This is a genomic window from Methanosarcina sp. KYL-1 (assembly GCF_024372725.1).
Lineage (GTDB): Archaea > Halobacteriota > Methanosarcinia > Methanosarcinales > Methanosarcinaceae > Methanosarcina.
Genome location: NZ_VOUA01000004.1, coordinates 13,320 through 28,543 on the forward strand (window position 1 = coordinate 13,320; position 15,224 = coordinate 28,543).

The 15,224-nt window shown below is 50.2% G+C and carries 10 protein-coding genes; 8 read left to right on the top strand and 2 right to left on the bottom strand.

What is annotated here, in order from left to right; genetic code table 11:
* Nucleotides 1-117 precede the first annotated feature (117 nt).
* The 4 genes from FTO70_RS04850 (at nt 118) to FTO70_RS04865 (ending at nt 5,078) form a co-directional block, all read left to right on the top strand.
* A complete protein-coding gene (locus tag FTO70_RS04850; RefSeq protein WP_255334584.1) occupies nt 118-1,332 on the top strand; it encodes a hydrogenase small subunit in 1,215 nt (404 codons plus the stop codon).
* Complete coding sequence (locus FTO70_RS04855) at nt 1,333-3,120, top strand: nickel-dependent hydrogenase large subunit (RefSeq protein WP_255334585.1); 1,788 nt, start codon at nt 1,333-1,335, stop codon at nt 3,118-3,120.
* 14 nt (nt 3,121-3,134) lie between these two features.
* Nucleotides 3,135-3,911, top strand: coding sequence for a cytochrome B (locus tag FTO70_RS04860; RefSeq protein WP_255334586.1), 777 nt, complete (start codon nt 3,135-3,137; stop codon nt 3,909-3,911).
* Nucleotides 3,912-4,238: 327 nt separating this feature from the next.
* Nucleotides 4,239-5,078, top strand: coding sequence for a type II CAAX prenyl endopeptidase Rce1 family protein (locus tag FTO70_RS04865; RefSeq protein ID WP_255334587.1), 840 nt, complete (start codon nt 4,239-4,241; stop codon nt 5,076-5,078).
* A gap of 767 nt (nt 5,079-5,845) precedes the next feature.
* Here the strand turns inward: FTO70_RS04865 and FTO70_RS04870 are convergent.
* On the bottom strand, nt 5,846-6,538 hold the full coding sequence (locus FTO70_RS04870; RefSeq protein WP_255334588.1) for a metal-dependent hydrolase: 693 nt from the start codon (nt 6,536-6,538) through the stop codon (nt 5,846-5,848).
* A 180-nt stretch (nt 6,539-6,718) separates the two neighbouring features.
* Here FTO70_RS04870 and FTO70_RS04875 point away from each other — a divergent pair, with 180 nt between their 5' ends.
* The 4 genes from FTO70_RS04875 to FTO70_RS04890 all read left to right on the top strand — a co-directional run bounded on the left by FTO70_RS04875 (nt 6,719) and on the right by FTO70_RS04890 (nt 14,474).
* A complete protein-coding gene (locus FTO70_RS04875; RefSeq protein WP_255334589.1) occupies nt 6,719-7,888 on the top strand; it encodes a DUF2117 family protein in 1,170 nt (389 codons plus the stop codon).
* Between the two features lie 172 nt (nt 7,889-8,060).
* Complete coding sequence (locus FTO70_RS04880) at nt 8,061-9,101, top strand: Fic family protein (protein WP_255334590.1); 1,041 nt, start codon at nt 8,061-8,063, stop codon at nt 9,099-9,101.
* A 646-nt stretch (nt 9,102-9,747) separates the two neighbouring features.
* Nucleotides 9,748-12,516 carry a type II/IV secretion system ATPase subunit gene (locus FTO70_RS04885; RefSeq protein ID WP_255334591.1) on the top strand — a complete coding sequence of 923 codons (2,769 nt, stop codon included), beginning with the start codon at nt 9,748-9,750 and terminating at the stop codon, nt 12,514-12,516.
* A 20-nt stretch (nt 12,517-12,536) separates the two neighbouring features.
* Entirely contained in the window at nt 12,537-14,474 is a 1,938-nt protein-coding gene (locus tag FTO70_RS04890; protein ID WP_255334592.1) for a hypothetical protein, read from the top strand.
* Between the two features lie 87 nt (nt 14,475-14,561).
* On the opposite strand, the gene FTO70_RS04895 is transcribed toward FTO70_RS04890, so the two are convergent.
* The gene (locus FTO70_RS04895; protein ID WP_255334593.1) at nt 14,562-15,206 is read right to left on the bottom strand and encodes a histidinol phosphate phosphatase domain-containing protein; all 645 of its coding nucleotides are present in this window, start codon (nt 15,204-15,206) and stop codon (nt 14,562-14,564) included.
* Nucleotides 15,207-15,224 lie beyond the last annotated feature (18 nt).

Sequence of the window (15,224 nt, forward strand, 5' to 3'; positions counted from 1 at the left end):
ACAGCTCTTTGCGTTTATGTAGGTGTTTTATCTTTTCGGATAACTTTTTTATTGATTGGATTTGTGTTTATTAATACCTATTATAGAAAATTTTTCTATTCCTTGTGGTGGTGTCGAATGGGCGAAGATGGCTACCTTGACCGATTAAAACACCTAGATTTCATGAAAATGAATCGCCGGGCCTTCCTTAAAGCCGTGGGCGCCCTGGGAGCGTCTTTGTTTTTGCAAACCTACCGGAGTGAAATCGTAAGAGCCCTGGAGTTTTCTGAGACCCGGATCGTCTGGGTCCATGGAGGAGAATGTACCGGATGTTCCGAGTCCCTGTTAAACGGGGGCGAACCTGACCTGCTTCAGGCCCTCAAGCGCCTGAACATGCGGCTTGCTTACCATGAAGTCCTCCTCGGCCCTCAGGGGATTTACGTGGACGGAAAAATGGCAAATACTTCCGAACTCAATTCCGAGATTCTTTTTGAGGAAGTTATTGAGGAAAAAGGTTACATCCTGGTTGCAGAAGGTGCGATTCCCAATGGGCCCAGGGGCACCGGAAAGTACTGCATCCTCGGCGGGAAGACTTACAAGGATATTTTCCGGCGGGCTGCGGAAAATGCCGCTTTCATTGTGGCTGTGGGACAGTGTGCAACCAACGGGGGAGTGAATTCTGCAGACAGCGAGATCCGGGACCTTATGGACTTCCGGGGAGTTGCCTTTACCATGGAGGACAGGGAAAAAGGGATACTCCGGGAATACGGGCTTGAGAAGCCGGTCATCAATATCAACGGCTGCCCTCCCCATGCCGACTGGATGCTCCTTACTCTGGCTGCAGTTGTGCTCGGAAAGATCAAAGTCCCCGACGACCTTCCCTACGTTCTTGACGAATTGCTGCGTCCGAAAGTCTTTTTCCCGCCGGACCACGTCATCCACGACAACTGCCCGAGAAGAGGCTACTATGATAAAGGAGAGTTTGACACCGTGGTCAGCGGCCCAAAGTGCCTCTGGAAATTAGGGTGCAAGGCTCCTTACACCCATGCTGACTGTGCTATCCGCCGCTGGAACGGTTACCACAGCCTCTGCCCGCAGTCAGGGTCCCCCTGCATAGCCTGTGTCTCTCCGGGTTTCCCTGACAGTTCTCGTCCCTTCTTCCAGGAGATTGAAGATGTGGGAATTGTAGGGACAAATATCGATACCGTTGCAAAGGTTGCTATCGGAGGTGCCCTGCTTGCGGCAGGTGCCCACGCTGTCCGGAGAATTGCCGTGAAAGATAAGCCTGAAAGAAAGGAAGAGAAAGAAGAAAAAGGTAAAGAATCAGCAGAAAAGGGCGGGGAGGATGAGTAAATGGTTGAGGTTACGGTTGATCAGCTTACCAGGATTGAAGGGCATTACAGGATTACCACCCAGGTCAATGAGGAGGGTGTGGTTACCGAAGCCCAGAGCATGGGGCTTATGCTCAGGGGTTTTGAGCGCTTCCTCCAGAAACAGGACCCCAGGGATGCCGCTCTTCTCACCCAGCGGATCTGCGGGGTCTGCCCGACTTCCCACTCCCTTGCGGCCGCAAATGCCCTTGACCAGCTCTTCGGGGTTGAAGATGCGGTCCCTAAAAATGCCCTTGTCATGCGCAATATCCACCAGGCCCTTAACCTGATTGCAAGCCATGCCACCCATGTCTATGTTCTCTGGGGGACAGACCTTGCAAACCCCGCCTACAGGGACCTTCTCGGCAATTATGGGGATACGGGAAAAGCTGTCTGGGACGAACTGCTCGGGAGGTTTGCCCCTATCAGTTACAGGCTGGACGGCGTTGACATCCCTGTCGGCCGCGGGTATGCGGCGGCAATTGCGGAGAAGCGGCGGTTGCATGAGGCAATCTCCCTTTTTGCGGCAAAGATGCCCCATTCCGTGCTGTCCCATGTGGGAGGCGTAACCTACGGGCCTACTGCCGCAGATATAGGGCAGCTTGCTTCTTATTACTGGAAAGTTATGGATTTTGTCGAGCACTTCACCCTTGGGGTTCCTCCGGAGACCTGGGTTGAAAACACCCGGTTTGCCTCTTCCCCGCAAAAAGCCGTGGGTTTCGTGGTTGACCGGCTGCAGGAGCTCGTTGATGCATCCCTTGTTTCTAATGATTTCTCCTATGCTGCGGGCTGGGGAGATGTGCCCCTGTATACGGCATTTGGCTCCGAACTCATAGGCGAGGAAGTCCTGGGGCTTCCGGCAAGCATGAGGCTGGACAGGATCGGAGGCTACAGCGACCCCTCAAAGATCGGTTTCCTTACTTACGGGGTCTTCTTCAAGCCCGAGCTCGGAGACGGCTATGACCCGACAAGCCCTCCTGAATCCAGGGTCATTCCTTCCGGGTTCCTGAACGGTAATCTCAAACTGAGCAGGTTCGACCACAGCAAAATCACCGAAAGCATTGCCCATTCCTTCTACGTGGACTCCGAGTCAGACAGGACCCCTCTTGAAGGGACCACCCAGCCGGAACCCGAGCCGGATGAGATCGATTACAGCCGGGGAATTGAAAGCCGGTATTCCTGGGTAAAGGCTCCGCATTATGGCGGGATTCCATGTGAGGTAGGGCCCCTTTCCCGCATGCTTGTTATGAAAGACCCCCTCATCATGGGCCTTATGGACCTTTTCCGGGAAAAAGGCTACCCTGCTCCCAACACCTTCCTCCGCATGCTTGCCCGGATGCAGGAAATCCTGGTGGTGGCAGCGGAACTCCTCAAATGGCTGACCGTAGACCTTGACCCAAGCGGAAAGTTTGCAGTCCCTACCGACCTTTCCATGGCAAAGGACTCGCAGGGCATGGGGCTCTGGGAGGCTCCCAGAGGGGCTCTGGGGCACTGGGTCGCAACGGATTCTGATTCCAAAGTCACGCTCTACCAGGCGGTAGTCCCAAGCACCTGGAACCTGGCTCCGAGAAACACGGCAGGAGTCCCCGGCCCGGTAGAACAGGCCCTTACAGGGATAAAGATCTCGGCTGCAGGAAATGCGCTTGGGGTGGATTATACGAACCCTCTCGGAATCTTCCACACGGCCCGTTCCTATGATCCCTGCCTGGCCTGTGCCATCCATACCATCGACCTGACCGGGAAGCGGAAAGAGCAGGTCAGGGTGATCTGACGGGGGGTTTTGGTATGGCGGGGAGAAAAGGGCAGGAAGCTTCCGGAAAGCCGGGGGAAAGCATGGTCGTCGAACGCTATACCCTCCTTGAGAGGATTACGCACCTGATCCACCTGCTTTCCATGTTGACCCTGGTTATCACGGGGCTTAAGATCTATCTGGGCTGGGACTTCATGGCCTTCGATAAGGCCCGGACCCTGCATATGATTGCGGTCCCATTTTTCCTGGCTGCAAACTGGATCCTGGTCCCCTATAACGTTTTTTCCTGTGGGGAAGAGGCCTGCGACATAAAGTTCCGGCTCAGGCATTTTATTGATAGCTACATTTTCGGGCCCGAGGATGCAAAACGCCTCAAAGCAATCGTTCTCAATTTCTTCGGCAAGGGCGATTATCCGGCTTTCACGATATATGATGTCCGGGAAGGGCATTATGTAACAAAGCTTCATCCCCTGCTCAAGCTCCTGATCATTCTCGAAAGCACGGCAATTTTCCTGATTGCAGTAACGGGAATAGTGCTCTACAGCCCTAACTGGTCCCTCTTCGGCCTTCCTGTTGCGCAGTGGATACTTGCCGTTTTCGGGGTCTTTGCCCCTTACTTTGATGTGCAGCCCCTGGGCCTGGTCCGGGTCGGGCACCTTGCCGCTACCTACTGGTTCCTGTTTGAACTCACGCTCCACGTAGGTATCCTTGAACTTGACCCTAAAGTCTGGAAGTATCACAAGGCAATCTTCTGGTCCGGAAAAGAAGACCTTTCGGACAGGAACTTTGTCGAGGTTATCGGGAAAAAATAAGGGGTTAAGCCGTTTTTCGCTCCAGAGTACTGTCCGTGAGTTATTGGGTAATTCCGGTAAAACTGGCGCATCTACTTTGTTATTGAGTAATTCAGGTAAAACTGGCACATCTACCTTGTTATTGAATAATTCCGGTAAAACCGGCACATCTACCTTCTTTGCCTAAATTTGAAAACGATCGTTCTGTTTGCAGTTTTCAGTAACTGATCCCCACGACCGGATTTTTAGCGAAGTACTGAATTTAGCAATAATAGCACAATTAAGTCTCAACCATAAGATATTTCGTAATAAAGAGTATTTATATCTGCTAAACGGGGAGGTGTTTATGTGAATAAAAAAGTTATTCACAATATTGTTGTGTTTATTGTTGTTGTTATTCTCAGTGGGTGGATAGGTGTTCTTGTAGACTCTGTCCTTACCGAGCAGCCAAAAGGTGATTCTCTTGGTATGGGGATATGGTTAGTATTGCCTATGCTGACTGCAATTGCAATCACTATATTTTCAAAGGGCAATTGGAATGATATTGGTTTCAAGCCGAATTTCAAAGGAAACATAAAATGGTACTTGATTGCTGTTTTGATTTTTCCTGTTGTAACAGCAATCGTCCTGATAATCGGGGCTACAACAAAATGGATTGACTTATCAGCATTCGACCTCAGGCCTTTTATTTTGCTGTTTTCCAGTACTCTGTTATTTACTTTTATTAAAAATATTTTTGATGGGACTCCTTTTTATGGTTATCTAACTTCACAACTCTCAAAATTAAATACTAATGACTGGAAGATATATCTCATTGTTGGCAGTCTTTGGGGAATCTGGCATGCTCCGTATTTTCTGGTCTTTTTACCTGATACAGTTATTCTGGCAGTGCTTCCTGTCAGCCGAGCTATATTTTCCATTGTTTTTATTATAACAATTATATGTTGGTCGGTGATGTATGTTGAGCTTTTCAGGGTAACAAAATCAATTTGGCCGTGTGTTGTATTACATACGGTAGAGGATTTACTAATAAATCCTTTAGTTATATCAGGTTTTATCAGCATTGCAGCAGGAAAAGAAATTCTTATTTCACCAATCATTGGAATTATTACTTCAATTCTTTACTTATTAATCGGATTAGGAATAAGAACTTATAGAAGACAGGCAAACCAAATGACCATTAATTAACGGAGAATAATATTAGGACTTACTCACTTGAAGCACAAAATCAAATCCTATCGGCGTTGTGGTCAAATTCACTATTTATACATAAAGGTTTAATGCTATTGATTTTCAGTTCAACCACGTAAAACCATTTCATACGCCATTTTCACCTATTGCAATTAAGGTAATGAGCGTGAGTTATTGAAATCCCTAAGCATAAGAACCTCTGTCCATATTCCCCAAATACGGGAGATGTACTCGCTTTTTCTGAATTGACCAATAGATCACAGACACGTCCCGCTCCGGAAATTCCGAAAATTCAGGCAAAAATATTACTTCTATATTATTAAAATTACTTCTATATTATTAAATTATTACTTCTATATTATTTTTTCCGGTATAACTATTTGTAAATGTATGAAAATTTCCAAACGGTTATATACGTTCTCCACATATATATATATGGGTATATAGATGCATGAACTGGCGGGCGCTCGCTCAAAAGTCGGCCAGATCATCCTCAACCTGTTGATTCTTTTTTTGCTGGTGGTGCTCGGGTTAGTAGTGGTTGAGGTTGTTCTCAAATGTTTGGTGGTTCATGGCCCTTTCTGAAAAAGGGCAGCTTTTTTTCTTTTTTTCTTTCTTTTTGTCCCATTCTTTCTTTTTTAAATTTAATCTTTATTGAGTAAAAGAAGAATGAGACTAAGAAAAGAAATGACTATCGAGAAAAAGAACGAGAAAAAGAACGAGAAAAAGAAGAAACGAATAAAGGAACGAATAAACCCTGGAAATCAAAGTTCGATTGATTTCCCGGGCTCCATGATAACGACTTTCGTATCGACTTTTGCTTCCACAGCCCTTTTGAACTCTTCCGGGTCCTGTTCGATCACATCAAAGGTGCTGTAGTGCATGGGTACAACGGTCTTCGGCCGGATGAGTTCCACGGCTTTCACGGCTTCTTTTATCCCCATAGTGAACCTGTCCCCAATGGGCAGCAGGGCAATTTCGGGTTCATAAAGTTCCCCGATAAGTTGCATGTCCCCGAAAACGCCCGTGTCCCCGGCATGGTAGATGGAATGCCCTCCTATCCCGATCACAAACCCCGCCGGGCTGCCTCCGTCGAAACTGAAGCATGAAGCGTCAACTGAGGAGGAATGAAGCGCCTGCGTCATGGTCAGGGTGACGCCTTCGACGTCTACGGTCCCACCCTTGTTCATGCCTTCGGCAAAGACTCCTTTGGACTTGATATAATTTGCAACCTCGTGGATAGAGATAATCCGGCAGCCGGTTCTGGCCCCGATCTCGATGGTATCCCCCAGGTGGTCGCGGTGCCCGTGGGTCACGGCTATGATGTCGGGGTCCAGTTCCTCCGGGGTGCAGGGAGCTTTCGGGTTTCCGGTAATGAAGGGGTCTATCAGCAATTTTTTTTCGGTTTCAAATAAAAAAGCGGCATGTCCAAGCCAGGTTATCTTTACCTTTGCCATTTTCTCACCTAGTCTGCTAAGCTTTCTCTATTAACTTTCTCTGCCAAGCTTATTTCAACCCGTAACTCGCCATAAAAGTTAAAGAAACCTCCGGTATTTTACGGTACGGACTTTTATATTCCGGAGCTGCTTTAACGGAGTTACTTTAATATGCATCCTCCGGGGTAAAAATAACCGAAGATGAAGATCGGCGTAGTTATCCACGGCCCCGAGGTGATCGATTCGGGGCAGGCAGAAAAAGTCCTTGAAAAGCTCTCCCGCCTGGGTGAAGTAAAAGCAGAACTCGGAGGGACCATGGGAAAGACCGCAGTCCTTGATGCCGGGCTTGAGCACGTTATAGACATAAGCCGGCACCTTAAGCCAAGCGCCTGCATAGAATCCTTTTTTGATGCCTCGGACCTTGTGTGCCTCCTGAACCACGGGAAAACGCTTGAAACAGGCAAGGCCTTCGGGGCAATTGTAGTCTCCCGCCTTACGGACCCTGAAAAGAAACCCCTCATCCAGATCGAAAGCCCGGGCTGCGCCTGCGGAAAGCTGATCCAGCTTAACCAAAAAGCCGGTGAGTACATCGAAAAACTCTCGGAAACCCTGGGAATCCCGGCCGAAACCAAAGTTTCGCCTGAGCCTCAAATAGATTCGGTCCGCACTGAAAACTGCCAGAAAACCGGAAAAAAGCGCATTGTCCGAAAACTTTCGGGAGCCTTCCCCGGAGAAAACATCCTGGTAAACGGGATCATTATCGGAAGAGCCGAGTCCCCTGATGTGAGTATCGTCTCCGAAGACGGCTTTATCACCGCAATCGAAGGGGGAGCCGTAAAGGAGCACGGCCTGGAAAAGCTTCACAATTATGAAAAAAGGAACCCTGTTGACCTCGCAAAAGCCTGGGTAAAGAGCGGTGCAGTGAGGAGAAGCGCCCCCGGATGCCGCCGTCCTCTTAATACGACATCAGAAACCGGAGGCCTGGAGTCAGTATCTCTTGCAGGAGCCGGGAAAGTCGTGCTGATCGACCATGCCGCAGAACATACCTTCGAACTGGCAGATGGCGCCAGGCTTGCCGTAACCGTGGGAGACGACACCACAGCCATTGCAGGCGACATCCTCTACAGGCTCGGAATCCCTATCCTTGGGATCACGGACGGGGACTGCGACGACCTTGCCTTCAGGACAGAAATCTTTCCGGGTTCGGTCATTATCAGGCTTGCTGCAGGAAATGACGATATAGTGGGAAGAAAATTGAAGCAGGAACTCTTTAAAGGGGGAGAGTCAGCTGTTTTTGAGGACCTGCTTTCACTTAAAGAGGAAGTTCTGAAACTGGCAGAGCCGGCTACTGAAGCTATTTTTGAATATTAACATGGCAAACTGCCTTGAAATGGAATTCACGGTTTCCGGGTTTCGGATTCAGTTTCGTCTTTTTCAGCAATTTTATGGAAATAGCCGTAATGGGTGTGGAAAAAAATTTCCGCTAAGTTAATAACAAAAGGAGTAACTCTTTTAATAAGGGATGGAAAAGGCGGATAAGTGGATGTTTCAGCCTAATTTCAAATACACAAACAAAATCGTGCGCCTGCTTGCAAGGATCCAGGCTGCAAGGGAAGTCATCATAAACAGCCCTCTGATTCCGGCGTGGGAAAAACAGCTCCAGCAAGAAGCCCTGGTAAAACAGACCCACCACACTACAAGCATAGAGGGAAACCCCCTGACTCTTGAGGAAGTTGGGCTTATTATCGAGGGAAAAGAGGTCCTCGCCCACGAAAAGGACAAAAAGGAAGTCCGCAATTACGTGGACGTACTGAAATACATCGATTCACTACCGGAAAACGACCCCATAACCGAAGAAATTCTCCTTGAAATCCACAGCCTTACGGCAAAAAATATCCTTCCTGATGATTCTGTCGGCAACTACCGGAAAGTGCGGGTCATAGTTGGAGACCCGAAAACCGGGAAAGTCACCTACACCCCTCCGGGACCTGCTGAAGTCCCTGCCCTGACAAAAGCCCTTGTCGAGTGGCTAAACAGCGAAGAAGCCCTTGACCTCATGCCCGCCATGCAGGCAGGAATCGCACATCACGAACTTGCCAGGATCCACCCCTTCGTCGACGGGAACGGCAGGTCTGCGAGGGCTCTTGCCACCCTTATCCTGACAAAGAGAGGCTTTGACACCAAGAGGTTTTTCGCTCTTGAGGAGTACTACAACAAAGCCCGCCACTCCTATTACTCCGCCCTTTCAAGTGCTGATGAGGGGGACAGGGATTTGACCGAATGGCTCGAATATTTCCTTTTCGGCATTGCCGTGGAAATTTCAAGGGTAGAGAAAACGGTCCTGAAGCTGAGCAGCGACCGTTCGATGAAAGAGAAATTCGGACAGGTAGGGCTGAGCAGCCGGCAGATAAAGGCGATTGAATATTTAAAAGAAAAGGGGCAGATCACAAGCAATGAGTATCAGGAAATATGTGATGTCAGCCAGCCCACCGCAAACCGTGACATCCAGGATATGCTCGACAAAAAACTCCTGATACAAAACGGGAAAATGGGCCAGCAGGTAATTTACGTGCTCAATTTCTGATCGGGAGGCTATTCAAAAGCTATTCAAAAGCTATTCAAAAGCTATTCAAAAGCTATTCAAAAGCTATTCAAAAGCTATTCAAAAGCTATTCAAAAGCTATTCAAAAGCTATTCAAAAGCTATTCAAAAGCTATTCACATCGAGATTCTTGTCGGTATAGTTTACGTAACTTATTAATACCAGAATTTCTACCTGACCCTTCCATGATTCATTAAAGACTCATTCGTGGCCTATTCGTAGTCTTCTTTTGCAGCAATTTCCTGAAAGCACTTCGTGCGGAGACAAAAACGGTTTGAGAAGCTATCCCGGCCGTCAGAGTTTCAAATAAATCAATATGAACATTCCTGTTCACCTTTTTGCTTATTCTCAAAACCCGCGGCCCTCACTGATCCAGAGTCCCGACAGCAGCTCCCGAGCACGAAGTGACCGTTTTTTCCCAAAAAGAGGGAGATAAATCTACAAATTAAGAAATTACAACGATTCAATTTACTGATTCGGGCTCAAGACAACTTATTTTTTCCCCACACTCCAATATTTGGAAATTTCTCTAACCGGATCTTGAAGTCAGCACCCCTAACTCATTAATGGTCCAGACTTACGATTAATCGAAATTCTTTAATACCTTTACACACAAATTCTAAAAGATTTTGGGGAATAGGGGGTTTCTAATTCTGGATCTTATAACAAAACTTCGGGACACGGTAAGCGCCCTCAGTCCTGGCCTTTTTGGAGGACAGGACAAAGAGGAAGAGGAACTCTGCCCTTACAGGAGCAAGCAGACGAAAAACCGGAAAACGATCATTATCAACTGTAAGGAGTGCGGGGAAGGTTCCTCCTTAAACAATGAACACTGCCGCAGGAACATTCTGGAAATCCTGCAAAAAGAAGTGCATGCCGACTGCCTGGTGCTTTCAAGGCTCTATGAAAGGGACTACGAAGGAGAAGCCCTCTCAGTCCTCTATGCCCTGGCGGGCTTCCGGGAAAGCATTGAAGCTTACAGGAGCACGGAAACGGTCCCTGAAGAATGCATGCGACCTGAGAAAAAAGGGTGCGGGCTGGAAAGAAAGGAGGTTCTTGACTTCCTTACCGAAACTGCAGAAAAAGATCCCCTGAAAACCCGCCTGGAACTCAGGGGACTGGTCCGGGGAAATGGGCTCAGGAAAGTTCCCGATGCCTCCCCAGGTTGTGAGTTTTGCTCCGAATGCTTTTACGATATGCTCCGTGAAATGAAGGAAAAAGCACGTTTCCTTCCCGAGATCCCTGCCCAGATAAATTCCGTGATTCCGGCGCCCCTTCAAGATATTAAGGCAGGCGGGAATGAAAAAGCAGAGAGCGAAAAAACAGTAGGGAAAAAGGCAAGGAGGGAAAAGGCAGGAAACCTGATGCAGGACATTTCCGGGGAAATTTCCTTTTCGTGGAAAGCGAACCCTACTTCAAACCCTTATCAAGAATCAGATACGGCATCTGATACGGCATCTGATATGGCATATGATATGGCGCCTGCTCCGGGGAAGAAAGAAAATAACAAAGAACTCGGGACCTTTGCCGCAGCCTTTTTTGACTACGAAAACCGGATCAAGCCCCATGTGAGGCCCCCTTTTTCAACCTCCAGGATCTACACCGAAGCCCCGCAGAATACCGAGTTTCTTGAGTGCTACGATATGAGTGGAAAGGACGGGAGGATGCTTGAAGTTTCGATTTACCGGTATACGGACAGGCCCGAGAAGCTCTACATGGTCCGGCCCCCCGAATACAACCTGCGGCCAGGGGAGCTGATGCTGCTTGAGAAGGTCAGGAAGAGGATGATCAGGCACAGGCCAAAGGACCTTGCTTTTGCAGATCCGACCGGAGCCAGGGAGTACTTCAGGAGGATGGCAAAGGATCTCCTGGTCGACGAGCTGCTCTCGGGAGGAGAAACCTGTACTCCCGGAGAGCTTGAAAGTTACTCCGACCTGCTTGCCCGCTACACTAACGGGCTCGGGATCGTAGAAGACCTTCTTTCGGATGCCCGGGTCACCGACGTGTACATCAACGCTCCTGCCGACAAAAACCCGGTGCATGTGGTCATGGAAGGGGAAGAGTGCACAAGCAACGTCTTTCTTTCCCAGGACGACCTGGACTCCCTGGTCTCACGCTTCAGGACCATAAGCGGAAGGCCATTTGGGGAAGCCGTGCCTGTGCTTGAGTTAAACCTCGAGGCTTTCGGGGTCAGGGTCTCGGTGATCGGGGATCCCCTGAGCGCAAGCGGGCTTGCATATGCTTTCCGCAAACATTCACTTTCTCCCTGGACCCTCCCGAAACTCATCAATACGGGCTCGGTTTCAGCTTATGCGGCCGGGTTTTTAAGCTTCCTCATGGACGGGCAGGCTTCGGTCCTCATAGCCGGAGAAGTTGGGGCTGGAAAGACTTCTCTGCTCTCGTCAATGCTTCTGGAAATCCCTCAGAAGTACCGGATCCTGACAATCGAGGATACCCATGAACTTCCCACCGAAAAGCTCCAGGAACTGGGCTGGAAGGTGCAGGGAATGAGTTCGCACTCCTCGGTCCTTAAGTCCGGGGCGGAAATGAGCCCCGAGACTGCGCTCCGGGCTGCTCTTCGGCTCGGGAGTTCCTCCCTCGTGATAGGGGAAGTCCGGGGGCCGGAGGTGAAGGTGCTCTATGAAGCCATGCAGGTAGGAAATGCCGGAAACTCCGTGATCGGGACCATTCACGGCTCTTCTACCGAAAACGTGTATGAAAGGATCGTGCACACCCTGGGGGTCCCCCCGGCTTCATTTAAAGCCACGGACGCCGTGATAATCTGCTCCGGGATCAGGCCCGGCGGGACCATGAAAAAGCTCAAGCGGGTGAGCCGGATTGCCGAAGTCACGGCCGTACCCCTGGAAAACCCGGAACCCGGTGAACTCTTTACCGACATCATGAGTTACGATGCCTCACAGGACTGCCTGCTCGCAGGAGAAGTCCTGGAACAGGGGCAATCCGAACTGATAGGGAAAATTGCCCGGAAATGGGGAATTTCCATTGGCAGGGCCTTAAAAAACATCGAAATCAGGGCAAGGATAAAGGATAAAATCGCAAAAGAAGGGGATAGGAGGCCGTCCCTGCTGGAAGCCGAAGCTGTGAGCGAGGCAAACAACATGTTCTGGCTGCTTACGGATTCCCTGAAAGGCAGGAAAAAGACCGGCCGTAAAGCCAGCAATGAAGCTAATTTTAAAACCGATTCTGACAACGTCTCCGACAACGACTCCGACAATGATTATGAAAACAATTACGAAAACGATTTCGATACTGACAACGATTATGAAAACGATTTTGAGGCTGAATTCGAAGCCCTGTACAGCCGGTGGGAAGCCTGGTTCGAAAACTTTGCAGGGGTACGCCGGGGTAACGTTCCTGAAATTCAGGATAATGCCTGACGCCGTCATGGGGGTAGCGGATGGAAAATCTCAACTGGTATGAAAAGGCCTGTAAAAGCACGGCCCTGTACTGCAGCCGGCTTGTCCCGGAACTGGACAATTTCAGCAGGAAGTGTGAAAAGAGCGTGAGCCCGGAGTACAGGGACGCCCTCAGGTTTACGGGGCTTGACCTGGAGGCTTTCGAGACCGTGCTCTTTTCCTACCTGGGCACGCTTGGCGTATTTCTCCTGCTTCTCGGGACCGACCTTTTCCTGCTCTTCTCTAAGAGCTTTGACTACCGGACCCTTGTCATAATGGGCACCCTTACCTTCCTTGTCCCCCTTGTTGTGCTTTACTACCTGAGCGAATACGTGAAAATCCGCGCCGGGCTTATGAAAATTGCCTCCCTGGGTGACATCCCGGAGGTCCTGAGCTACATCATCATGTCCATGAAACTGGTCCCGAACCTTGAACACGCTGTGCTTTTTGCTGCCCGGAACTCGGAGAGGCCCCTTGCAAAAGACCTGAAAAAGCTGACCTGGGACCTGAACCTGAGGCTTTATTCAGGGATGGACGATGCCCTGCTCTCTTTTGCCGACCTCTGGGGCAGGAACAGCGAGTACTTCAAGCGTTCCCTGCACCTGATAAAGAGCTCAACTGCCGAACCGGATGAGGCCCAGAGGGTGATCACCTTAAACCGGGCGCTTGACATCAGCCTTGAGGGCACGGAAAGCCTGATGGACTCCTTTGCTGCAAAACTCAAGACCCCAAGCTACGTCCTCTACTCGATTTTCATCCTGATCCCCCTGGCCCTGGTCGCGCTCCTGCCTGCAGTCACAGTCGTCGGGATCAGGCCCAGGATTACGGACCTCGTGCTCCTCTACGACCTGGTCTTCCCGGCCCTTGCCGCAATCTACGCCGAATACATCCTCCTGCAGCGGCCTCTTGCGTTCATCCCCCAGCAAATCCCGGACTCCCATCCTGAACTTTCCGGGGTCAGGCAGAAGAAACAAATCGCCTTCCTGCTTTCAGTCCTCACCTTCGCCCTGCTCGCCCCTTCGGGCTACCTCCTGCTCCTGGCCGGAAACCCGAAAGGAATCATTGCCACCGAAGCCCTTGGGGGGCTCTTGCCTCCTACCCTTCCCCCTGTCCTGGGCCTTACGGCAGGGGTTTCCATCTACCTGTACATGTCCTCGGCCCCGTACAAGAGAATAAGGGACAGGATAAAGGAGATGGAACGGGAATTCGCAGACTCTCTCTTCGTGCTCGGGAGGAGGATTTCGGAAGGAAAAGCCCCCGAAGAAGCCTTTGCCCATACTGCCAGGACCCTGGAAGGCTCAAAAATCGGGGAAGCCTTTGAAAACATCTCCATGAACCTGCTCGGAATGAGGACGACCCTCAAAGCCGCCATCTTTGACGAAGAGTTCGGGGCTTTCCGGCACGTCTACTCGGAGCGGATCAAAAATACCATGCTCCTCTTTACGGAAAGCGTCCACAAGAACCATGAAGCAGCCGGAGCAGCCGTAATCAAACTGGCCGACCACTTAAAGGAGCTCGCCGGAGTAGAAGAACGCATCCGGCGCTCCCTCTATGAAGTTACTTCGACCATGCGTTCCACGGCTGCAATTTTTGCCCCCCTGATCGCAGGAATCACCCTCGCTCTCTCGGAAGTAATTACAAAGATCTTAAGCCAGGTCTCGGGCAGGATGAGCAGGGTCCCTGCAGACCTGACCTCCGTGCCCTTCGAAGTCGGCCCCGATGCTTTTGTCCAGTCGATTCCCCCTGACCTGTTCATGCTTGCAATAGGGATCTACGTGCTGCTGGTAAGCGCTGTCCTGACCCGCTTCGCAGGCGCCGTGGAATACGGGGGAGACAGGGCTCAGCTCAAGTACGACCTTTCCTGCATGCTGCCCCTTTCAATCCTGGTGTTTGCCGTATCCACCCTGTCGGCAAGGGTAATATTCCGGGGGCTTGTGTGAAAATTAGCGAAAAAAAATATAAAAATCAAAAACAGATGGAAAATTTGGAAATATGAAAGAAAATGAATGGAAATGAAGGAAAGGCCCTCATTTTATGCAGGCAATCCTGGAGGATGCCTTCAGCACTTCTTTTGCTTTTGATTCCGAAAGGCCTGCGCCCATAGCGATCTTAAGGGCGGTTTCGTCCGTTATCAGGTCTTCCGGGGCGTGGGCGTCCGTGTTTACCACAAGGATTGCATCGACTTCGAGGGCCATCCTTGCGACATGGCCGTTTGTCCTGTTATGCCCGTTCCGGGCTGTGATTTCAAGGCAGACGTCATTTTGGGCTGCGGTTTCGACGTCTTCGGGAGTGATCAGGCCGGGGTGCGCCAGGATGTCCACGTACTCGCAGGCGACGGCAGCCGCATTGGTCCCGGGAGCTACCGGCTCTGCAATGGTTTCCCCGTGCACGACCACAACTTCTGCCCCGAGCTGCTTTGCTTTCTTTGCAAGGGGGGCAATCTTCCTGGGGGGTACGTGGGTCAGCTCAACCCCGGGCATCACGCGGATGTCCCATTCGTCTTCCAGGTACTTTGCCTTCTTTGCCCCTTCAAGGAGCTGTTCGATATTGGTGTAGTCAGCATGGTCGGTAATTGCAATGGCCCTGTAGCCGTGGACTACGGCTCTCCGGACCAGTTCGCTGGGGATCAGCTCCCCATCACTGAAAATAGTATGAGTGTGAAGATCAATCAAAAATGATCACCAGTTGTT